Below are 22,173 nucleotides of genomic sequence, written 5' to 3' on the forward strand. Positions count from 1 at the left end.
GCGGCGCATCAGGACGGAGAAACGGGAGTCACGGCCATGGTCATGTCGAGATCGGTCAGCCCATAGAAATGCAAGGCCGGCGCAACCGAGAAATGGACCGCGTCATATCGGCGGTCATGCGGCACCACTGCTTCCTCCGCGCGAGAAGCGACACCGATGGAGATAAAGTAATCGCCCGTCGCGAGCAGGCACTTGAAGTCCATCTTCACGACGACCCCTGTTCCCGCGACGCCAAGTCCATGTGTATGCACTTCGGATGACAACAGTTCGCTATTCGTTCCGGCAACCGTCACTCCTTCCTTCGTCTTGATCGTGACACCGAAGATGGGCCGCACCACATTGCGATTGAAACGGACCGAGACGGCCAGCCGCATCAATTGGCCGGAGGTCACGAAACGCGGATCGAGATGCCCGTCTGCTTCCAGAGAGAAATCGAGGATGGACGCGGCGCCGTCGCCCCAGCGGTACTCGTGATGGTTGTACGCTGATTTCTCGGAAAACACGTCTTTCGAGAGGCTGAGCGGATTGAGATCCGTGCCGTGATCGGTAGTGCCGGAAACGATGAGTTCGGGGGAGCTCTTCTCGGCCGCTTCGCGATCACGGCCGAACAACAGATCCATGTACCGGTTCACGACGGCACGCGGTTCGTCTTCGAGTACGAGTCTGCCCGAGTCGAGAAGAATCGCACGCGAGCAGTGATTCACGATCTGATCACTCGAGTGTGTGACCAGCAGGATGCTCGTCCCGTTTTCTTTCAGCCGCTTGAGCCGGTCAAAACATTTGGCCTGGAAGCGCGCGTCCCCGACGGCGAGCGCTTCGTCCACGATCAAAATATCCGGGTCGATCTGTGACTGGACGGCGAACGCCAGCCTTACGGCCATGCCGCTGGAATATGTCTTGACAGGCTGATCGATGAAGTTCGCGAGATCCGCGAACGCGACGATGTCGTCGAACCGGTGCTCCGTCTCCTCGCGCGACAAACCGAGAATCGCCGCGCTCAGGAAGACGTTCTCGCGCCCGGTGAACTCCGGATTGAATCCCGAGCCGAGTTCGAGCAGCGCGCCCACGCGTCCCTTGACCTGGATGTTGCCGGATGTCACCGCGAGCGTGCCGCAGATCATCTGCAGCAAGGTGGACTTGCCGGAGCCGTTGCGTCCGACAATACCGACCGTCTCGCCCGGCGCGACGCGGAAAGAAATGTCGCGCAACGCCCAAAATTCCCGTGAGAAACTGCGCCGGCGATAGATCATTTGCTTCAGCCGGTCGCCCGGCCTGTCGAAGATATGAAAGCACTTGCTGACGTCCTCGACGACGATAGAAGAATCAGAGAACGTCACTGAAGCCTCCCCGAGTCTTCTGGAAACAGGCGAAACCGAGCCATGCCACGGCCACGCTGCTGGCGATGAGATAGCTACACATGAACGGATCGGGCGACTTGCCCCAGATGAGCGCGTTGCGCGCAAGTTCGATGATCGAAGCTAACGGATTGATCAGAAAAAGTATTTGAAACTGCTCCGGCACCGCCGAGGCGGGAAAGAAGATCGGTGTGAGAAACATGAGCGTGGTCGTGATGACGCCCGTTATCTGCGCGACATCCCGCAGATAGACGCCGAGCGCCGCGAGAAACCACGTGACGCCCAAAGTGATCAGCACGAGCGGCAGCGCGATGAGCGGCAACCACAGCGCCGTGACCGGCGGAACGCCGAACACGGCAACGTAAAACACTAGCCAGACGACGAGACTGACGAGCATTTGAAAGATCGATGCCGCCACGGCGACGACGGACAGGATCTCGAGTGGGAACACCACTTTCTTGACGAGATTCACGTTCGAGACGATCTGCAGAGGCGCGCGATTAACGCAGTCCGCGAACATGTTGAACAGCATCAGTCCGGCGAAGAGCACGAGGGCGAACTCGGTCTTGGAATCGTTGCCAACGCGCCATCTGGCCTTGAACACGAAGCTGAAGACGAACGTGTAGATGGCGAGCATCAGCACAGGAATGAAAAACGACCAGACGATCCCGAGAGCCGAGCCGCGGTAACGCGACGCGATCTCCCGCACGACCATCTGTCGCACGAGATGCCGGTTGCCGATCATCGATCGGAAAAAACTTGCCGGCGCAATGGAGTTTCTTTGCATTGGATTTCTGACGCGCTCAAGCGCGATTTCGACGACAACTAAGCTTTGAACGATTCCCAGAACATGCGGCAGCCCTGTTCGAGATCGATAGTCGGCCGCCAGCTCGTTTCACTGGTGATCCGGGTAATGTCGAGATATGTCGCCTTCACATCGAATGAACGTGGCGGATGGAACACGACGTCCGGATCCATTCCGGAAACGTTTTTTATCGTGTTCAGGATGTCGAGGAGCGAATGCCCTGCTCCGCTGCCGACATTATAGAGACGGAACCCCGGCCACTCCGACGCAAGCACTAGCGCCTTCACTGCGTCGTCCACGTGTAGATAATCGCGCACTACAGTGCCGTCTCCCCAGACTTCGATGGGTTCACGCGCGAGCGTCTTCGTGAAGAAAGTGGGAATGACGCCATGCACGCCAATGCGCGTCTCGCCGAGTCCATAAGGATTGGAGAGCCGCAACACGGCCGCATCGAACTGGTGAAGGGTTGCATGGAGGCGAAGGTACTGTTCGATCGCGACCTTCACGATACCGTAAGAAGAGATCGGTTCAAGCGGCGCGTCTTCCGGCACCGGAACCTGACGCGGATTGCCGTAGACGGTGCCGCCCGATGACGTGAACACGATCTTCCGGACACCTGCGGCTTTCATCTTGTCGAGCAGGCCCAGCGTGCCCAGCAAATTGCTCTCGACATCGAACGCCGGGTTGGCGTTCGATGTGCTCGGAATCGTCGTGCTGATCAGATGGTAGACGACATCGACGCCCTCCAACGCTTCGTCGAGCCCCTGGCCAGATGCGAGATCGCCTTGGCAATAAACGATATTGCCGCTTGCGTGCTGTTGAAGCCCGCGGTCGAAAACGCGTACGTCGGCGCCGCGCATGCACAACGCCCGCACGAGGTGACGTCCGAGAAAGCCGTTTCCGCCCAGTACGAGCACGCGAGGCGCTGAGCCTCCGCGTTGAACCTCTTGTGGTACCAACTTCGTATCTCCTATTGGCCGACGCCACGGCTCGCTACGCAAGTCGCATCGGCAAATCTGTCAATCAGTCCTCAGCGCGCCACAGCAGGCCGACCAGCGCTGCCACGTACGACTGCATGTCGAACATCTGGCGCGCCAGACGTCGGTTCGCTTCACGGACCTGTTCGCCCTTTTCACTTTCCTGGAGAACGGCTCGAATACGAGCCGCCGCTTCCGAGATGTTCGCGAACACTACGACGTTCGACTTTTGCGGCAAGACCTCCCGCTGGATTTCTGCCATCCCGCCCGCGCCGTCGAAGCAGATGACGGGCAAACCCGCCGTCATGGCATCAATGGCGACGTTGGGCAGCGGATCCATCCTCGACGACAGGAAGAACACGTCCGCGAGTCCATAGAGTTCCTCGAGACGGTCCGTCGGTTGCATCAGGAAGGCCTGTCCGCCTTGCCGCCGGGTGCGGTCGAGCAACATGTCGAGGCAGGCCGTGTAGGAAAGATCGCTTTCATCGTCAGCCCCGATCCAGACGAACACTAAATCCTGCTCCGGCATTGTGCGCGCGTACTCCGCTGCGGTAGCAAAGAACAGATCGACGCCCTTGCGAAACTGCACTGTTCCTGCACCAAGCACGAGTCGCCGACCAGGGTTCGCGTCGCCGAGTAGCGCTTTTACGGCATCGGCCGTATCAGGCTTGGCTACGCCCGTTTCGTAGTGATCAGGTTGCCCGATTGCAGGGTCCACGCTGTGGGGCAATCGCAGCGGAATCACCGACTTGCCCTGCCGCAACACCACCGAGGAAGCGAGTGCATCGCGCGTATCGGCGTCCATCGCGTCGTCGCGCACGGATTCCGCCGAGAACACGACTTTCGTCGCGCGATTGATCGCGTCGACCGTCGCGGAGCGCGAATGCATATAACTCACATACTCGTGAATGAGAAACACAACGCGGTAACCGTGAGCCGTCAGCGGCTCGACAATCATTCGCGATTCGCTGCTATTGACGATGGCGTGCCGCACCGCCACCCGAGCGTCGATGTCCCGCACCAGTTTGTCCATGACGAGCGGATGACGCAACGCCGGCTCGTCCACCACCAGCGTCTGGCTGCTTACACGCTGGAAGTGTTCGACGAGCTGGCCGCCCGCGAGCAGCACGGTAATCACGTTCAGACGCTTCGCGAGTTCCTCGCAGACGTTGAGGGTGAGAATCGGCGCGCCCGTCCGGGACGCGTCGTGAGCCACGACAAGCACACTTTCGCGTTGAGGATCGCATCCATTCGGACGCCACTGCGCAGCGACATCCAGTGCGTGGGTGACGCGGTGTTCGTATCGCCCATACTTGAGAAAGTGATCGAGCGCGGTCATGCCGCTAGCCGCGATGTCCGGAAAAGCCTCGAAGTAGAAAGCGGCGTCGAAATCCGGATAGCCGGCCTCGGCAGCCAGCCGGCGCGCCGCCTCCACATCACGCGGAGACGCCACATTCTCAGGGCGTGTGGCCCGACGCCCCTCGGCCTTGCCGAACTGCACATAGTGCTCGTACGGGTTGACGGCTGCGGCTGCGACATCAGGATTCGCCTCCAGGTAGTACGCCGCGTCGAACGGCTCGGTTCGCGCGAAGTGCAGCTCCGCCGCGTTCGCAGCACGGCCTTCGCCGCGGCCGCATCGGATGTAGTGCTCGCGGGCATCGACTCCGCTCGCAGCCACGTCTGCGTAGGTCGCGAGATAGAAAGCGGCGTCGAAACCACCGCCCAGCTCTTTTTTCAATTCCATCGTCATAGTTATCGGAACCCCTCGCCCACTCCGCAAACCCAAATCCCGCCCGAGTGTCACTGCAAAATCGCTGGTACCGCGACTCATTCTAGACTGCGTCCATCCCGAATCGCGTGCAAACGGCCGTCCTCACGCCCGATCGCTGCGCCCGCCGCCAGTCACACGAGATAACTCTCAACCAAGATATTCAGTCAAGCTGACATCCCGGTTCCGGCTACTGGCCCAGGCATCGAAATTCGAAACCGACTGAAGCAGACGCATCGCCTGCGCCGGCATATTTTCAACGAATGCGAGCAACGGCTTCACTACCTCCTCCGGCGCGGGATCGACGCGAACACGCCGGAACAGTTCGCTCGCGTAAGCGCCATACTCCTCGACGCCGCGGGAAATGGCGTCCGAAATGTCGCTCAATTCGTGCGTCGCGCCGCGGCCCTGGTCTTCCACTGCCAGCACCCGGCCTTCGGCATCGAACTTGTAGCCGATCACCGCGTGATGAGGCGCGGAAAAAAATAGCTCCACCGCGACGCGGTTCGCGTAAACACGCTCGAGCAGGCGATGGCCGATGGAGCGCGCCGTCAGCAGCGCGTCCATGCGCAATTTCTTCCTGCGCCGGACGCATTCCGGATGCTCGGTCAGACACAGGTAGTAGCCATATAACTCGATGTCAAACATGCCCTGCAGCGCGCAGTGAAATGCTTCCTGCGTGGTGCCGTTCCATCCGACATCGACCATGGCGATACGCATGCCCGGCTTTACGCCCAATTCGATGAGGTAGTTGAAGAGTGCGGCGCGCGTCTCACGGCACGTCTTCAGGATTTCCCACCGGATTGCCCAAAGGAAAGACTTGAAAAGCTCTATGGTCGTCGGATCGAGCAGTATCTCAGGGCCGAGTCCGAGGTCGCGCATGACGTTGTCTGCCGGAGCGACCACGCCGATGCGCTCCAGCAACTCAAACGGCGACAGTTCTTCGGCGCCTGACAGGAGAAGCGGAATGTGCTGCTCAAAATTGGTTTCGTCGATGGCGGCAAGCGTAAGGGCAGTACGCGAGCTTTTGAAGTACTCACAGCGTCCGAATTGCCCGCCGTGGCCGCGCTTCTCCATTCGGTCCAGCACGTAGCCGTCGCGTGCTGTGAACAGGATCAGCTCGATGTCATCCTGCACGGCTTTTCGGTTGATCCAGTGCAAGAAGGCCAGAGCCGCCGGACCGCCGACCGCGAACCCGAGCGCGCCGAACGAGTCAGGGTTCAGTTTGCCCGGATAGGCGCGGAACATGCCAGCGGCGAGCGAGGCAGCGGGCGTCGAGACGGCAGGCAGGGAACTGCGCCGTGCATCCACGTAGTGAAACGCGGCCAGCCGCTTCTCTCGCGCCCGGCGTACGTCCGACAGTTCATTGTCGCCGATGTGCAAAACGCGCTCGGGCGCCACGCCACACTCCGCCGCAACGATATCGAACAACTCGCCGAAATCGCGCTTCGTGGCATTGCGGTGAGACGAGATGAACAGTGGCACGCGCGGCAGCCCATACTTATGGAACAGCGCCTCGAAGAAGTCGAGCTGAAGATACATGTCGGATGTAATGACCACGCGACGAGCGTTCGCCAGTTCAAGGAAAAGGTCGATCAGCTCCGGATTCGGGCGCGTGAGCTCGAGTTCCAGATCCAATTCGATCTTGCGGACTTCGTCGCGCGCCACCGGCAATCCATCGAACACTGCATAGATGCCATCGAGTGTGATTTCCTTTAAACCGTTGGCGTGCATGACCTGAAAAGCCTTGGACTGCGCGGCGCGACGGCGCTCACGAAAATCACGCATGCCGATACGGTCGCCGACAATATCGAAAAGATCCTCGGGATCGCACAAAGGGCGCACGAAGAGCGTGTCGAATATATCGAACGAAATGACCTCGGCGGCCGCCGTGGCTTTCCGGATGTCAAGTTGGACCTTGTCTTTCGTGTTCATATGATCGAGTGCTGGGACGAGCCGGCCGAAGTCGGCGCTCGCCTGGCCGTCGGCGGTGGCTCAGCCGGCGGGAATACGGAACTGGACGTCGCTGGGAGACAGATTCGGGTTGTGAAACGGATCTCGCATATAGAATCGCGGATGCTTGGCATATAAGCGCTGGCGCTCGCGTACGAGCCGCGCGAGCTTTTCCGGGTCGAGACTGTCGTCGCCGCGCGTCAGCGACTCGTGATGAATCAATTCGACCGATGGACACAGCACGTTGTAGAAGCCCGCATCAACGAGAGCGAAGCCGAGGTCTACGTCGTTGTAGGCAATGGGAAACGTCTCATCGAAACCGCCGACGACATCGAACTTGCTTCGCTGGATCAGCAGGCACGCGCCGGTTATTGCAATCCAGTCGTATTCGAGCATGTTGCGGGCAAACGCGACCGGCGTGTCCGCGTCGGCAGCGAAAAAGGCGTGGCCTGGTCCAGCCGCGAGATTGACGATTCCGCAGTGCTGCATCGATCGCGTGCCGGGGAAAATCAGTTTCGCCCCGACGGCTCCGACGTGCGGAAGCTGCGCGTAACCGAGCATCCGCTCCATCCAGTCGGGCGAGATCACCTCGGTGTCGTCGTTGAGAAAGAGTAGGAACTCGCCGCGCGCGCGCCGTGCCCCTACGTTATTAATCTCGGAATAATTAAACGGGAAGTCGTGCCGGACGACAGTGACGCGTTCCATCGCAGCCAGCGCGTCGAGTTGCGCCAGCGTCTGTGGCCTGCGCGAACCGTTATCCATCACGATGATTTCGAACTCGCGCCACGTCGTGCGCGCGAAAATAGACTCGACGCATCGCGTGAGCACCGTCCCGTTGTCGCGGCTCGGAATGACGATCGAGACGAGCGGCGAACCCGACACTTCGTATTTGACGCGAGCATGTCCCGGCAGAAACGGCAAAGGCTCGACGACACCCTTCAAACCGCGACGTTCGAGCGCCGCCTCGCGAGCGCGCACGCTCGCATCGACCGCATAGGGTTTCTCGGCGAGATCCGCGGCGACCGAACCGGGGATGACGCGCCAGTGATAAAGCACTTTTGGAATATGCGCGATGCGCGGCGTCCGTTCGGCGATCCGCAGCACAAAATCCCAGTCCTGCGCGCCGTCGTATTCGGAACGCAGGCCGCCCAGTTCAATCACGAGCGCGCGCTTCGCTGCGCTGACGTGACAGGTGAACATGGTGCTCATGACGGTGTCAGGCGACCAGTCCGGCTTGAAGAACGGCTCGGAAAACTCTCCTGTAGAAAGAATTTTGTCTTCGTCGCTATAGATGAAATCGGCATCCGTGGCATTAGCGGCGATCGCAAGTTCCCACAGGCAATCGGGCGTCAGTTCATCGTCATGATCGAGGAAGACAACGTAGTCGCCCCGCGCTTCGCGAATCCCCGCGTTCGTCGCTTCCGAGATGCCGGCGTTCCGCTCCAATCGAAGGACCTTCACCCGATTTCCCGCCGCCGCGTGCAGCGCCTCACGCGCCGTCTCGCTGGGACTGTGGTCGTCGACGATGATCAGTTCATAATCGCCGTACCATTGCGCTTCTACCGACGCGAGCAGCTTCTGTAGCAGATCGACCGGCGTGTTGTACGCGGGCGTCACGATGCTGAAGAACGGACGGCTCTTCAGCGCGGCAATCCGTCGCGCAATGTCGTCGGGGCGGCGCGGGGGCAGATAGGCGTAGCGATATTGCTTCCAGTCCGTGTCGAGCGAGTAGCGGCCGGCCTCATGTACCGGAGCCCAGACGCCCGTCGACGAACGCGTTTTCTGCGGAGCGAAAGAGAAGTACGATGGCGTGATCGACACCGAGGCCGCCGTCACGTTGACCGCCGCCACGCCACCGAGCTGTCTACGCATCCGCAGAAACTTCAGCCGCTGCGGCAGCAAATGCGGAGTCGCCATCCAGTAAGTCGCTTTGAGCGCGCGCCTCAGCGCATGGCGCGACCGGGTCGGCAGGCGCTGCAGCGTGGCGCGCACGGCACGCGACGTGGCAATCCTCTTGAACTTCTCTTTCATAGAACTCTCTACATGCGCACGATGCGCGACCGCGGGTATGTTTGTTACCGTTCTTGCCGCTCGGTGAAACCTTGGCGCAACGGACCCAACCTGTTTCTGATGCCATCGAACACCCCCCGCGCGATCATTCGGATCTGCTCGCCCGGCCGCTTTGAAGCTATCGGGTAGATCACTAGACGCACGGGCAGCTTCTTGAGTTCGGACAGCTTCCAGCCCAACGGCATGTTGCGGCGATAAAGAATCAATGCGAGCGCATTCCGAAACAAAAAGTAATGCCGGAAGGCAGAATGCATTGCGAATCGGCGCCCGAGAACGACCGCCGGTTCCTCGCCGAGTCTGTGACGCATGACGAGCCACGGCAGACCGAACACACCGAACCCTGCTCGCTTGGCCCGCACGCACCACTCCAGATCGACGAAGTCAATGAACAGCGCGGCGTCCATCGGGCCGATGGCCCGCCAGGCCGACAAGTCGATGCACGAGCCCGACGCGATCAAAAAATCGACTTCCAGCGGCGTTTGCCCTTCAGCAAGCACGCGCTCGATCCCGAACGCACCGAACCTGACGAACGGCGTGATGCCGCCGAGACGCGGGTCGTCGTACGCAGGACCGACAACAGCGACCTTGCAGATCTGCCTCAACCGCTTAAGCGTCCCGACCAGCCCTTCGACAAGCTCGAGCGACACATCGCTGTCTTGATCGAACAGCAGCGCGCAGTCGAAGCCTCGTCGCAACAGATCGTCGACACCCCGGTTCTGCGCCGCGGCAATGCCGACATTGGCGGCATTGGCGAGATACACAACGGCGGCGTGGAGCCCCGCCGGAGCATTGAACGCAATTTGGCCCGCGCTCGCTGGCGTATTGTCGACCACCACCACAGGCAGGATGCCAGACAGCCGGTTCGCCCTCGCAACGGCTTCACTGTCCGGATAAAAGAAGACGACGACCGCACCGGCTCGCGAATGGGCGTCGCTGCGCTCGCCTATGGTGGGTCTCATCCCCGGCGAGCCGGAGCTTCGCGAGCCGCCAGGCAGAGCGCCAGCGCCTCTCGCCAATGAGGTTGCCGAACACCAAAGCGCCTCGCCAGCGCCTCATTCGACAGTTGCGAATTCAGCGGCCGGCGCGCGGGTGTCGGATATTCCTTCGCTTCAATGGGAACGACGCGCGGCGCCGCGTCGCCCATCGCGATTTCGAACGTGGCACGCGCCAGGTCATACCACGACGCCGCGCCCGACGCTGTCAGGTGATAGACGCCGGAACGCTCGGCCCAGTAGTCCGTTCCCGAAGCGTTTAGGCCCGAGGCCACTACGTGGGCCGTCGACGTTGCGATGGTGTTCGACCAAGTTGGCGCGCCGATCTGGTCGGCGACCACGCGAAGTTCGTCGCGCTCGGCCCCGAGGCGCAGCATGGTCTGTACGAAGTTCGTGCCGCGTGCTCCGTACACCCAACTCGTACGAAAAATGAGATGCGCGCCGCCTGAAGCGATAACCGCTTTCTCCCCGGCCAGCTTGCTCGCGCCGTACACGTTCTGCGGATCCGTCGCGTCGCTTTCCTGGTACGGACCCGCTTTTTTGCCGTCGAAAACGTAATCCGTCGAGTAGTGAATGAAGAGTGCGTCCAGCTTTGCGCACGCGTCGGCGAGCACTCCAGGCGCTTCCGCGTTGAGACGAAACGCCGCGTCCCGGTCGGACTCGGCCCGATCGACCGCAGTATAAGCCGCCGCGTTGATGACGATCGCCGGCTTCATGTCGCGCACTGTGGCACGTAATGCGTCGAGATTCGCCAGATCGAGCGCCGCGCGGTCCAGCGCAACGACGCGCCCAAGACCCTGCATGGTTCGGGCGAGTTCGTAACCGACCTGGCCGTTGGCGCCTGTGATCAGAATCGTGCGCTCGCTCATGCAAACACCTCGGCTTCCGCCAACCGCTTGCCCGCCGCATCCTTCGCCGCGAGCATCGGCTCGAAGTCGATCGGCCATTCGATGCCAACATCAGCATCGTTCCAAAGCAAGCTCCGCTCAAACTCCGGATACCAGTAATCCGTCGTCTTATAAAGAAACTGCGCCGACTCCGATAGCACGACGAATCCATGCGCGAACCCCGGCGGCACCCACAACTGCCGATGATTCGCTTCCGACAAATTCACGCCCACCCACTTCCCGAAGTTCGGCGAGCTCTTGCGGATATCCACAGCGACATCGAACACTTCGCCTTCGACCACGCGCACGAGTTTCCCCTGCGCATGCTGAATCTGATAGTGCAAGCCACGCAGCACGCCCTTCGCGGAGCGCGAATGGTTGTCCTGCACGAACTCGACGCCCGCCTCCACCTGCTCGGCGAACTCACGCGCATTGAAGCTCTCGTAAAAGAAGCCACGCGCATCACCGAACACCTTCGGTTCGATGATCTTGACTTCTGGCAACGCCGTTGCCGTTACCTGGATGGCCATGCGACTTGGTCCTTCGGAAGATTGAGCAAATATTGACCGTAGCCGTTCTTCGCAAGCGGCTTCGCGAGCGCGAGAAGTTGCTCTTCGCCAATCCATTCCTTGCGATATGCGATCTCTTCAGGACAAGCCACCACGAGTCCCTGCCGCTTTTGCAGCGTCGCGATGAACGTGGCAGCTTCGATCAGCGAATCGTGCGTGCCCGTGTCGAGCCACGCATAGCCACGTCCCATGATTTCGACATCGAGCTTTTTGTCCGCGAGATAACGCGAATTTACGTCTGTGATTTCGTACTCGCCACGCGGCGACGGCTTGATGTCGGCTGCAATATCGCACACCTTGTTGTCGTAGAAGTAAAGACCCGTCACCGCGTAGTTCGAACGCGGCTTCGCGGGCTTTTCCTCGATCGACAGCGCGCGGAACTTTTGGTCGAACTCAACCACGCCATAACGCTCGGGATCATGCACGTGATAGGCAAACACAGTCGCGCCTTCGGTGCGCGCGTCCGCACTTTCGAGCTGCTTCGCGAGATCGTGACCGTAGAAAATGTTGTCGCCGAGAATAAGCGCGGACGGATCGTTGCCAACAAAGTCACGGCCGATGACGAACGCCTGCGCGAGGCCATCCGGCGACGGTTGCACCGCGTACTGGATATTCATGCCCCACTGACTGCCGTCGCCGAGCATCGACTCGAAACGCGGCGTATCTTGCGGCGTCGAGATCACGAGCACGTCACGAATGCCTGCGATCATGAGCGTGGACAGCGGATAGTAGATCATCGGCTTGTCGTACACGGGCAGGAGCTGCTTCGACACCGCATGCGTAATCGGATAAAGCCGCGTGCCGGAGCCGCCGGCGAGAATGATGCCCTTGCGCGCCATTGTCAGTTCCTCACGCGCGCTGCGCGTAGTTCGTCTCGACCCACTTCCGATACTCACCGGAAGCCACTTCGTCAGCCCACGCCTGATTGTCCAGATACCACTGAACCGTCTTCTCGAGCCCCGTTTCGAACGTCTCCGCAGGCTTCCAGCCGAGCTCGCGCTCGAGCTTGCGCGCGTCGATAGCATAGCGGCGGTCATGGCCCGGACGATCCTTCACATACGTGATCTGATCGCGATACGAACCGCTCGCCTTAGGCTTCAACTTGTCGAGCAAATCGCACAGCGTATGCACGACTTCGAGGTTCTTTTTCTCGTTCCAGCCGCCGACGTTATACGTCTCGCCAAGCGCACCGCGCGCCAGCACTTCACGAATTGCCGAACAATGATCGCCCACGTAGAGCCAGTCGCGCACGTTCTGACCATCGCCATAAACGGGCAGCGGCTTGCCGCCGAGCGCATTCGCGATCATCAGCGGGATCAGCTTTTCCGGGAACTGGTACGGGCCGTAGTTGTTCGAGCAGTTGGTCGTGACAACCGGCAAGCCGTATGTGTGGTGATATGCGCGCACCAGATGATCCGAGCCGGCCTTCGTAGCCGAGTACGGGCTGTTCGGTGCGTACGGCGTGGTCTCGGAGAACTGCGGATCAGTTGCGGACAGCGAGCCGAACACTTCGTCGGTCGAAACATGAAGGAAGCGGAAGGCTTGCTTCTCGGCTTCAGGCAGCGCGCTCCAGTATTGGCGCGTGGCTTCGAGCAGAACGAACGTACCGACCACATTGGTCTGAACAAAATCTGCCGGGCCGTGGATCGAGCGGTCTACGTGACTCTCGGCGGCAAAGTGCAGAATAGCGCGGGGCTTGTGCTTCGCGAGCAGTTCGTCCATGGCCGCGCGGTCGCAAATGTCGGCACGCGCAAACACATGACGGGCGTCGCCCTTGAGCGACTGAAGCGTTCCGAGATTGCCCGCATACGTCAGCTTATCGACGTTCAAAACGGGTTCGTCAGAGCCATTGAGCCAATCCAACACAAAGTTGGCGCCGATAAAACCGGCACCGCCCGTCACGAGAATCATAGAAGCCCTCTTCACCGCTCACAGCTTTGCTCGACTGAAAGCGCGCTCGAATTATGGAAAAAATTGCGCATTTCGCGCGATGTGCGCGTTCCAGCGAAAACATTGACCGATTGTCACCAATCTTGATTCGCCGGATGCCCCACTTTGGTAAGCCGTCAATTATAAGGCCACCAAGTGCAAAAACTACACGGCTAACAACTTGATACAGCTAGCGATTATCGATTACAAGCCAATCCCGCCGCGTCGTCACGCGCGTAGTAGAAGGTTCGCGGAATGCTTAATGAAGCGGCAGCCAAGTCGTTATCGCGTGTTTCATAATGCTCGCTATCCGACGCCGCGCGTCCACCGTCTCACTTTTTCCATCGATGACCGACGTCACCAACGCCACCGTAATTCACGCTAGCTCCGCCCCGCTCGTCTTCGGCGACCTGCAAGGTTGCTGCGATCCCTACCATCGACTGCTGAAAAAAGCCGCGCCCGATGCCGATACGCCTCTCTGGTTCGCAGGCGACCTCATCAATCGCGGACCGAAGTCGCTGGAAACGCTGCGCGAAATCATCGCGCTCGGTTCGCGCGCCACCGTCGTCCTCGGCAATCACGACCTGAATCTGCTGTCGGTCGCGGCCGGCCTGCGGAAGCCGAAGAAAGGCGACACGCTCGACGACATCCTCAACGCGCCCGACGTGGCTGACCTGATCGAATGGGTACGCCACAAGCCCGTCGCGCACTTCGAGGACGGCGCGCTCATGGTTCACGCCGGCGTGCTGCCGCAATGGGACGCGACGATGACGCTCGAACTCGCGCACGAACTCGAAAAAGCGTTGCGCGCGCCCGACTGGAAAGCGACGCTCGCCACGCTGTATGGAAACGAGCCGCATCGATGGGATGAGTCGCTCACCGGCGCCGACCGCCTGCGCGTGACTTATAACGCGCTGACACGCATCCGTTTCTGCACCGCCGACGGCGCGATGGAATTCGCCAACAATGGCGGGCCGGATGCCGCGCCGCCCGGCTATCTGCCGTGGTTCGATGTGCCCGGCCGCAAGACGCAGGACGTGACGGTGGTGTTCGGACACTGGGCCGCGCTTGGTCTGATGGTCCGCAACGACGTGCTGTGTCTCGATTCAGGCTGCGTCTGGGGCAACAAGCTCTCAGCGGTGCGGCTGACCAAAGACCCGGCTCAGCGCGTAATCACGCAGGTGAGTTGCGCGATGAAGCCGACACAGCGTTGAGCGATTCGGCGAGCGGCACGAGATCAGCCGCCGTTGCCGCGCCGCCACGCATGGTGTCGAGCGCGGCGAGAATCGCGGCCTGGGCTTCACTCGCAAGCAGACGGCGGTCAGCGCCCGGCGCGAGCGGATTGCACACATAGAGATGCGCCGTGAGCGGCGTCGCGTTCAGAAGCGCGTCGAGGGAATCGCTCAGCGTCATGTCGCCGATATACGCCGGCGCGAGCGACTGCTTGCCGTGCGCATCCTCGTACATGATGCACACCGGCTGCACCGGACACGATGCCGATACCGCCGCCTGGAACATGTTCGCGTGGAACGGCAGGAGCGCCTGACCATCGCTGGTGGTGCCTTCGGGGAACACGCACATCATCTCGCCCGCGAGCAGGCGGTTCGAGAGTTCATGCATGATGCGCTTCGCGTCGCTACGCTTCTCGCGCTGTACGAACACCGTGCCCAACTGATGCGCGAGCCATCCAACAACCGGCCAGTTGCGAATCTCCGCCTTCGAGACGAACGGCGTCGGCCGCCATGCATTGATGACGTAAATGTCCATCCACGAAACGTGATTGCCGACCACCAGCACGCCGCGATCGAGCCGCGCTTCGTCGTTATGCACGACGAGTTTCATGCCGGACAGACGCAGCATCTCAAGCGACCACGCGCGATTCATCGCGCTCCGCTCATCCACCGATGCGCGAGGAAAACGCCGCGCCACGACCCACATGCCATACAGCAGATGGACCAGAAGCCGCAGCTTGCGTAATGCCTGGTTCATGCGCGACTCGTGCGCTTAACGGCTTTCGTAAGCCAGATGACCGCCGACGATCGTCGCGCGCACACGCGCCGGCAACTCGTAGCCGAGGAACGGCGAGTTGTGGCCCTGGCTCTTGAGCTTCTTCGGATCGACGCGCCACTCGGCGGCGGCATCGAACACGCACAGGTCGGCGAGCGCGCCCACGGTAATGCGTCCGGCCGGCAGCTTCAGCACGTCGGCGGGCGCGGACGTGATGCGCGCCAGCGCCTTCGCGAGCGGCAAGTTGGCTTCGTGCGCCCACTTCACCGTCAGCGAGAGCAGCAGTTCGAGGCCGGTCGCGCCCGGCGTGGCTTCGGCGAAAGGCAGGAGCTTTTCGTCGTCGTCGAGCGGCGTGTGATCGGAACAGATCGCGTCGATGGTGCCGTCCGCGAGACCCGCGCGTATTGCTTCGCGGTCGCGTTGCTGACGCAGCGGCGGATCGAGGCGGAACTGGGAATCGAAGTAGCCGATATCCACGTCCGTCAGATGCACGTGGTTGATCGTGACATCGCACGAGACCGCGATACCTTCGGCCTTCGCCGCGCGCACGAGCGCGACGCCCGCCGCCGACGACAGATGCGACAGATGCACGCGCGCGCCCGTCACGCGCATGAGTTCGAAGATGGTATGCAGCGCGATGGTCTCCGCCGACACTGGCACGCCCGACAGCCCGAGCCGCGACGCCACCGCGCCGCTTGCCGCCACGCCGCCCTTCGCCATGAACGCGTCTTGCGGACGCAGCCACACGGTATAGCCGTAAGTGGTCGCGTACTGCAACGCGCGCAGCATCGTGCGCGTATCGACGATAGGGTTATCCGCCTGCGAAAAGCCGATGCAACCCGCCTCGGTCAACTCGACCATCTCGGTAATCGCCTCGCCCTTCAAGCCGACAGTCAGCGCGCCCAGCGGATAGACATGCGCCTGATGCAGCTTCTGCGCGCGAAACTTGAGCATTTCGACGAGGCCGGGTTCGTCGAGCGTGGGATCGGTGTCGGGCGGACAGACGAGGCTCGTCACGCCGCCTGCCATCGCCGCGGCCATTTCGGATTCGAGCGTTGCCTTGTGCTCGAAGCCCGGTTCGCGCAGACGCGCCGCGAGATCGACGAAACCCGGCGCGATATGCAACCCGTTGGCCGCGATGACCTTGGCCGCGTGAAAGTCGGCCGGTGCGTCGCCAATCGAAACGATGCGGCCCGCCGCGATGAACACGTCCTTGCGCGCTTCCGTGCCCGCAACCGGGTCGATGATCGTGCCGCCTTGAATCTGGATCTTCATGTCGCGTTCTTAGTCACTGTTGCCGGCCACGATGCCCATGACCGCCATGCGCACGGCGATGCCGAAGGTCACCTGATTGAGAATCACCGACTGCGGGCCGTCGGCCACTTGCGAGTCGATTTCCACGCCGCGATTCATCGGCCCCGGATGCATCACGATGGCATCGGGCGCGGCGAGCGCCAAACGCTCGGGCGTGAGTCCCCAACTCTTGAAATACTCCTGCGCGGAAGGCAAGAGCGCGCCGCTCATGCGCTCGTTCTGCAGGCGCAGCATGATGATGACGTCGACGCCCTTCAAGCCTTCGTCGAGGTTGTGGTAGACGTGCACGCCCATCTGGTCGAGATTGCCGGGCAAAAGCGTGCGCGGCCCGATGGCCCGCACTTCCGGCACGCCGAGCGTGGTCAGCGCGTGAATGTCCGAACGCGCGACGCGCGAATGCAGAATGTCGCCGACGATCGCCACGCGCAGCTTGGTGAAGTCGCGCTTGTAGTGGCGAATGGTGTACATGTCGAGCAGGCCTTGCGTCGGATGCGCGTGACGGCCATCGCCCGCATTGATCACGTGCACGTGCGGCGCGCAATGCTCGGCGATCAGATACGGCGCGCCGCTCGACGCATGACGCACGACGAACATGTCGGCATGCATGGCGGAGAGATTGTTGATGGTGTCGAGCAGGGATTCGCCCTTGCTCGTCGACGACGCGTTGATGTTCAGGTTCAGCACGTCCGCCGACAAACGCTTGGCCGCGATCTCGAAGGTCGTGCGTGTGCGCGTCGAGTTCTCGAAGAAGAGGTTGAACACCGACTTGCCGCGCAAAAGCGGCACCTTCTTCACTTCGCGATCCGTGACGCTCACGAACTGCTCGGCGGTATCGAGAATATGCGTGACGACGGCGCGCGGCAGTCCTTCGATGGTCAGCAAGTGCTTCAGCTCGCCGTTCTTCGTGAGCTGCGGATTGCCGCGTAGAAAGCCGTAGCGGAACTTGTCGGCGGCAGCGGGCGCGCCTGCATCGGCGGAACCCTGAGTGGCGGTGTTCATGATGATCCCGGTGTTGCCTTGAATGGGTTACTGAGCGCGCGATTCAGTGGTGAAGTCGAAGCCGCCGTCCGCGCGTCGCGCGAGCACGAGGCCTTCGTTCGCGGGTACGTCCACCGTGCCGCCGACGAAGCGCGCCGCAATGGGCAACTCGCGTCCGCCGCGATCGGCGAGCACGGCGAGATCGACCGAAGCGGGACGCCCGTAATCGTAGAGTTCGTTGATGGCCGCGCGCACCGTGCGTCCCGTGGACAGCACGTCGTCGATCAGCACGATACGGCGGCCGTCGACCGCGAACGGCAACGAAGTCGGGCTTGCCTGGCTATGCAGGCCCTTCTTCGCGTAGTCGTCGCGATGCAGCGCCACGTTCACCACGCCGAAGTGCGGCGCGTTGAACTCCTTGGCGAGACGCTCGGCAAGCCACACGCCGCCGCTATAGATGCCGACGAGCGCGACACCCTCTTCTTCGGCGAGCGCGTTTTCATACGCGGCATGAATCGATTCGACGAGCGCGCGATACAGCGCTTCGGCGTCAATGGAACTCATGATCGTCGGGAAGTCCGTCGAGGTATTGTTGAAGAATGACGCGGGCGGCTTCGGCGTCGATGTCGTCGAAACGGCCGCGCGCGTTCGGACGCACGCCGCGCGCACGAAGGTCGGCTTTGGCATCGACGGAACTGTAACGTTCGTCGACCCATTGCACGGGCACGTTGAAACGCCCGTTCACCTGATTGCCGAAGCGCTTGGCCTGCGCGCTCATTTCGTGCGGCGTGCCGTCCGGATGCAGCGGCATGCCGACGACCACCGTTTGCGGCTTCCACTCGTCGAGCAGTTTGCCGACTTCATCGAAACGATAGTCGCGGTTGCGGTTTTCGAGCACGGCGAGCGCGCGTGCCTGCTTCGTCAATGTATTGCCAACGGCGACACCAATACGCTTCTCGCCGTAATCGAATGCCAGCAGCGTGGCTGCCCCGCTCATGCGTGCCCTGCTTCGCCGGAAAGCATGGAACGCGATACGCCGAGCAGCGAGAGCGCCGCTTCGAGGCGATCTTCGGCGGGCACGTCGAAGATGATGCGCGAGTCCGCTTCCACCGTGAGCCAGCCGTTCTTGGAGATTTCTTCTTCGAGCTGACCGGCGCCCCAGCCTGCGTGGCCGAGCGTGAGCAAGAAGCGCTCTGGGCCCTTGCCGCTAGCGACTGCTTCGAGTACATCTTTCGAAGTGGTCATGGCGAGGCCGCCGGGTACACTCATGGACGAGCTATACGGTTCGCCGTCGCGTTCTTCGTGCAGCACGAAGCCGCGCTCGGTCTGAACGGGACCGCCGAAGTACACGGGCAAGTGAACGAGAGGTTCGATCTCGAGTTTGAGATCGATACGATTGAACAGCGACTGGAGGTCGATATCGGTCGGCCTGTTGATGACGAGACCCAGCGCACCGCGATCGGTGTGATCGCAAAGGTAGACCACGGTTCCTGAAAACGTCGGATCGGCCATGGACGGCATGGCGATCAGGAACTGATTCGTCAAATTGATGCGATCGGAAGTCTTGGACATAATTCAGGATTTTAACAAAGGCGCTGACAGATGGCCGACTTTGATGTGGGTCTGGTGTGGATTCGGCGGGACCTGCGCGCAGCCGACAATGCTGCACTCTATCACGCGCTTACAAGGTGCCGTCGGGTGCTGTGCGCGTTCGTTTTCGACCGCGACATCCTTTCGCCGCTTGCGCGAAACGACCGGCGCGTGCCGTTCATTCATGCGAGCGTGGTGGAACTGGATCGCACGTTGCGCGACGCTGGCGGGACGCTGATGGTTCGACATGGCGTGCCTTTGCATGAGATACCCGAGCTTGCGGTCGAATGCGGCGCGAACGCGGTGTTTGCAAATCGCGATTACGAACCGAGTGCGAAGGCGCGTGACGAGGCAGTGGCGCAGAAGCTGGCGAGCAAGGACATCGCGTTTTTCACGTTCAAGGATCAGTCGATCTTCGATCATGACGATGTGCTCACAGGCAGCAGCAAACCCTATACCGTCTTCACGCCGTACAAGCGCAAGTGGCTCGCGACACTCACGCCGGACGCGCTCAAGCCGTACGCATCCGATGATCATTTGAACGTGCTCGCGAAGCCGCCGGGTAACGTCAGGCACGCCATTCCCTCGCTTGACGCGCTCGGCTTCGGCGCGGAGCACGCGCCCGCCTTTCCCGCTGGCACGAGCGGCGCGTATGAGCTCTTCGATGACTTCATCGACCGCATGGCCGACTACGATCACGCCCGCGATTTCCCCGCGCTGAAGGGCCCGAGCTATCTCGGCGTTCATCTGCGACACGGCACGGTTTCGATTCGCGCACTCGCTCGCACCGCGCACGATGCGCAGCGCCACGGCAACAAGGGCGCGGAAACCTGGTTGTCGGAGCTTATCTGGCGAGACTTCTATTTCTCCGTGCTGCACCATTTTCCGCATGTCGGCGTACCGGGCGATCATCGTGCATTCAAGCCGGAATACGACCGCATCCAGTGGGAGACAGGTGATGCCGCCGACGCGAACTTCGCCGCATGGTGCGCGGGACAAACAGGTTATCCGCTCGTCGATGCCGCAATGCGGCAAATCAACCAGTCAGGCTATATGCATAACCGCCTGCGCATGGTCGTGGCGAGTTTTCTGACCAAGGACCTCGGCCTTGACTGGCGGCGCGGCGAAGCCTATTTCGAAGCGCTGCTGAACGATTTCGAACTGTCGTCGAATAACGGCGGATGGCAGTGGGCATCATCGAGCGGCTGCGATGCCCAGCCGTATTTCCGCATCTTCAATCCGACGACGCAGTCGAAGAAATTCGACGCGGCGGGCAAGTTCATCCGCCATTACGTGCCGGAAATCGCGGGCTTGTCGGACCGGGACATTCACGCGCCGTGGCTCGCCAAGCCCGATGCACTCTCGAAGGCGGGGATTTCGCTTGGCGCGGACTATTCGCAGCCGGTAGTCGATCACGACGCCGCGCGCAAACGCACGCTCGCGCGATACGACGTGGTGCGCGGACCCGCGAAACGCGCCGACGATTCACGCAGCAGCAGCGCGGACGCCGCCGACGAACCGCACGCCGAAGCTAGCGATTGACCGCTGCGGGCCGCTCGATCATGGCGGTGAGCGCGGCAATCGACGCGCGGCCTTCCGACGGTGCAATGCCGGCCGCAGCCTGGTGCAGCATGGAGCGCAGCATCTGGGCCGCGCGTTCGGGAACGGTGGCATCGAGTTCGCGCGCGACGCCGTCCGCCGATTCATGCGCGCCCTGATGCGCGACGCGCCGCCATGCGAGACCGAGTGTATCGGCGAGCAATGCGACATGGCCCAAGCCGAGCGCGCAAGCCGCCGCGCCCAGCCGGTGCGACGCGTTCGCCGAGTGCAGCGCCGCGTCCGCGTCCACCGTGCCTGTTTCGCTTGCCTGCGAACCGCGCTCGACCAGTCCCTCGATGGAGGCTTCCGCGCTCTGCAGAAAGTCTTCGTAAGCCGTGGCGTTCACGCGCAGCGCACCCAGATCGCGCGATGAGCCGTCGCGGGCGTTTTCCTCGATCGCCTGCGCCGCGCCCTGCTCCCACGCGGCCTCCGACGCGGGATTCGCCGCGACATGCCACGCCACCGTCAGACCGTAGTCCCGCAAGACGTCGACCCGTTCCGCGTCTTCCGGCATCGCGCCGTAGAGTGCGAAGTCGCGCCAGAGGAGCGCAAGCGTCGCGCGTACGAGCGAGCGCGGCGCATAGGTCGACGCGTGCGCCTGATCCGCCAACACGAGATTGAAGCGCGCGTAAAGGCGCTTGGCGTCGGCGTTTGCGGCGAAATCGGCGTCGCCGCGACGCTCCGCGCGCTCGCGCAGCGCCCAAATAGTGTTGAGCGCGAGCCGCCAGAAGTCGTAAGGACCGGGGCCGCCGAGCTCGCCCAGGCACTCGTCGAGGCGCGCGAAGGCATCGGCGGATTCCTGCTCGGGCCCGCGCAAGAGCTTGAGCAGGGCCTGTTCGTAGTGCGCCCGAACACGCGCAAGCCGCTCGGGCGCGATGCCGCGCAACGTCGCGGGCGCGATGGCGCGGCCCGCGAGCGCGAGGTCATCGTAGGAAACCGGCGCGACGCGCGTATGCATGGCGAGCAACGCATGCAGCCCGCGATAGTGATCGAACAACACGGTCGAGCACGACAACTCGCGCAGATTGTGGCGCTCCACCGCCGCGCCGAAGTCCGCGAGCGCAGCCGCGATGCGCGCACGCGTCGGCTCCGATTCCTCGCCGAGCGGCGCGACGAGCGCGAGCGCTTCCGCGAAACGCTGCGCGGGCAGCCAACCCGCCGAATGCAGCGCGGAGATCGCGCGCTTCAACGCGGGCGCGGTTTCGCCCTGACGCTGGAACGCGTGATGGGCGTCGGTCAGCGCCATTTCGGCGAGCCGCACCGAGCCGCCGCGCGGATTGGGCAGAGCTTCGAACGTAACTGGAAGATCGGGACGAGATGTCATATCTGGCGCTCACAAACCGGTTCGCAGGCGCCGTGAGTCGAACATGGGCGCGCGCG

The 22,173-nt window shown here is 61.9% G+C and carries 20 protein-coding genes; 2 read left to right on the forward strand and 18 right to left on the reverse strand.

Translation table 11 applies throughout. From position 1 onward, the window contains the following. Positions 1 to 8: 8 nt before the first annotated feature. The 11 genes from NCR40_RS10535 to rfbB all read right to left on the reverse strand — a co-directional run bounded on the left by NCR40_RS10535 (position 9) and on the right by rfbB (position 13,287). Positions 9 to 1,337 (reverse strand): ABC transporter ATP-binding protein, encoded by a 1,329-nt coding sequence (locus NCR40_RS10535; protein ID WP_250509422.1) that lies wholly within the window; start codon positions 1,335 to 1,337, stop codon positions 9 to 11. Further along, complete coding sequence (locus tag NCR40_RS10540) at positions 1,324 to 2,142, reverse strand: ABC transporter permease (RefSeq protein WP_250509423.1); 819 nt, start codon at positions 2,140 to 2,142, stop codon at positions 1,324 to 1,326. Before NCR40_RS10540 ends, NCR40_RS10535 begins: the two co-directional genes overlap by 14 nt. A 38-nt stretch (positions 2,143 to 2,180) precedes the next feature. Next, on the reverse strand, positions 2,181 to 3,077 hold the full coding sequence (locus NCR40_RS10545; RefSeq protein ID WP_309962539.1) for an NAD-dependent epimerase/dehydratase family protein: 897 nt from the start codon (positions 3,075 to 3,077) through the stop codon (positions 2,181 to 2,183). 106 nt (positions 3,078 to 3,183) lie between these two features. Next, positions 3,184 to 4,881 carry a glycosyltransferase family 4 protein gene (locus NCR40_RS10550; protein WP_250509425.1) on the reverse strand — a complete coding sequence of 566 codons (1,698 nt, stop codon included), beginning with the start codon at positions 4,879 to 4,881 and terminating at the stop codon, positions 3,184 to 3,186. A 174-nt stretch (positions 4,882 to 5,055) separates the two neighbouring features. Then, the gene (locus NCR40_RS10555; RefSeq protein ID WP_250509426.1) at positions 5,056 to 6,840 is read right to left on the reverse strand and encodes an HAD-IA family hydrolase; all 1,785 of its coding nucleotides are present in this window, start codon (positions 6,838 to 6,840) and stop codon (positions 5,056 to 5,058) included. Between the two features lie 60 nt (positions 6,841 to 6,900). Next, complete coding sequence (locus tag NCR40_RS10560; RefSeq protein WP_250509445.1) at positions 6,901 to 8,889, reverse strand: glycosyltransferase family 2 protein; 1,989 nt, start codon at positions 8,887 to 8,889, stop codon at positions 6,901 to 6,903. Between the two features lie 44 nt (positions 8,890 to 8,933). After that, entirely contained in the window at positions 8,934 to 9,887 is a 954-nt protein-coding gene (locus NCR40_RS10565) for a glycosyltransferase family 2 protein (RefSeq protein WP_250509427.1), read from the reverse strand. Beyond that, positions 9,884 to 10,789, reverse strand: a complete 906-nt coding sequence (rfbD, locus tag NCR40_RS10570) for a dTDP-4-dehydrorhamnose reductase (RefSeq protein ID WP_250509428.1) — start codon at positions 10,787 to 10,789, stop codon at positions 9,884 to 9,886. Before rfbD ends, NCR40_RS10565 begins: the two co-directional genes overlap by 4 nt. Beyond that, a complete protein-coding gene (rfbC, locus tag NCR40_RS10575) occupies positions 10,786 to 11,337 on the reverse strand; it encodes a dTDP-4-dehydrorhamnose 3,5-epimerase (RefSeq protein ID WP_250509429.1) in 552 nt (183 codons plus the stop codon). Before rfbC ends, rfbD begins: the two co-directional genes overlap by 4 nt. Next, positions 11,322 to 12,215, reverse strand: coding sequence for a glucose-1-phosphate thymidylyltransferase RfbA (gene rfbA / locus NCR40_RS10580; RefSeq protein ID WP_250509430.1), 894 nt, complete (start codon positions 12,213 to 12,215; stop codon positions 11,322 to 11,324). The genes rfbC and rfbA overlap by 16 nt, the downstream gene beginning before the upstream one ends. 10 nt (positions 12,216 to 12,225) lie before the next feature. After that, positions 12,226 to 13,287 carry a dTDP-glucose 4,6-dehydratase gene (rfbB, locus tag NCR40_RS10585; protein WP_250465467.1) on the reverse strand — a complete coding sequence of 354 codons (1,062 nt, stop codon included), beginning with the start codon at positions 13,285 to 13,287 and terminating at the stop codon, positions 12,226 to 12,228. 365 nt (positions 13,288 to 13,652) lie between these two features. Between rfbB and NCR40_RS10590 the strand changes: the two genes are divergently transcribed. Then, entirely contained in the window at positions 13,653 to 14,519 is an 867-nt protein-coding gene (locus tag NCR40_RS10590) for a symmetrical bis(5'-nucleosyl)-tetraphosphatase (protein ID WP_250509431.1), read from the forward strand. Here the strand turns inward: NCR40_RS10590 and NCR40_RS10595 are convergent. From NCR40_RS10595 to NCR40_RS10620, 6 genes are read right to left on the reverse strand one after another with little or no spacing between them, the layout of a single operon-like run. Next, the gene (locus NCR40_RS10595; protein WP_250465469.1) at positions 14,479 to 15,294 is read right to left on the reverse strand and encodes a lysophospholipid acyltransferase family protein; all 816 of its coding nucleotides are present in this window, start codon (positions 15,292 to 15,294) and stop codon (positions 14,479 to 14,481) included. The genes NCR40_RS10590 and NCR40_RS10595 overlap by 41 nt on opposite strands. A 15-nt stretch (positions 15,295 to 15,309) precedes the next feature. Then, the gene (locus NCR40_RS10600; RefSeq protein WP_244826102.1) at positions 15,310 to 16,587 is read right to left on the reverse strand and encodes a dihydroorotase; all 1,278 of its coding nucleotides are present in this window, start codon (positions 16,585 to 16,587) and stop codon (positions 15,310 to 15,312) included. A gap of 9 nt (positions 16,588 to 16,596) precedes the next feature. Further along, entirely contained in the window at positions 16,597 to 17,625 is a 1,029-nt protein-coding gene (locus tag NCR40_RS10605; RefSeq protein WP_244826104.1) for an aspartate carbamoyltransferase catalytic subunit, read from the reverse strand. A gap of 27 nt (positions 17,626 to 17,652) precedes the next feature. Beyond that, on the reverse strand, positions 17,653 to 18,168 hold the full coding sequence (pyrR, locus tag NCR40_RS10610; protein ID WP_244826106.1) for a bifunctional pyr operon transcriptional regulator/uracil phosphoribosyltransferase PyrR: 516 nt from the start codon (positions 18,166 to 18,168) through the stop codon (positions 17,653 to 17,655). Next, positions 18,155 to 18,601 (reverse strand): Holliday junction resolvase RuvX, encoded by a 447-nt coding sequence (gene ruvX, locus NCR40_RS10615; protein WP_250465470.1) that lies wholly within the window; start codon positions 18,599 to 18,601, stop codon positions 18,155 to 18,157. The genes pyrR and ruvX overlap by 14 nt, the downstream gene beginning before the upstream one ends. After that, positions 18,598 to 19,176: a YqgE/AlgH family protein gene (locus NCR40_RS10620; protein WP_244826109.1), complete on the reverse strand. Its 579-nt coding sequence runs from the start codon at positions 19,174 to 19,176 to the stop codon at positions 18,598 to 18,600. The genes ruvX and NCR40_RS10620 overlap by 4 nt, the downstream gene beginning before the upstream one ends. Positions 19,177 to 19,206: 30 nt before the next feature. Here NCR40_RS10620 and NCR40_RS10625 point away from each other — a divergent pair, with 30 nt between their 5' ends. After that, on the forward strand, positions 19,207 to 20,736 hold the full coding sequence (locus NCR40_RS10625) for a cryptochrome/photolyase family protein (RefSeq protein WP_250509432.1): 1,530 nt from the start codon (positions 19,207 to 19,209) through the stop codon (positions 20,734 to 20,736). Here NCR40_RS10625 and NCR40_RS10630 read toward each other — a convergent pair. After that, positions 20,726 to 22,117 (reverse strand): FimL-related protein, encoded by a 1,392-nt coding sequence (locus NCR40_RS10630; RefSeq protein WP_250509433.1) that lies wholly within the window; start codon positions 22,115 to 22,117, stop codon positions 20,726 to 20,728. The two genes, NCR40_RS10625 and NCR40_RS10630, sit on opposite strands and share 11 nt — an antisense overlap. Positions 22,118 to 22,173: the final 56 nt, after the last annotated feature.

Origin of the sequence: Caballeronia sp. GACF4 (assembly GCF_023631025.1) — a bacterium.
Taxonomy (GTDB): domain Bacteria; phylum Pseudomonadota; class Gammaproteobacteria; order Burkholderiales; family Burkholderiaceae; genus Caballeronia.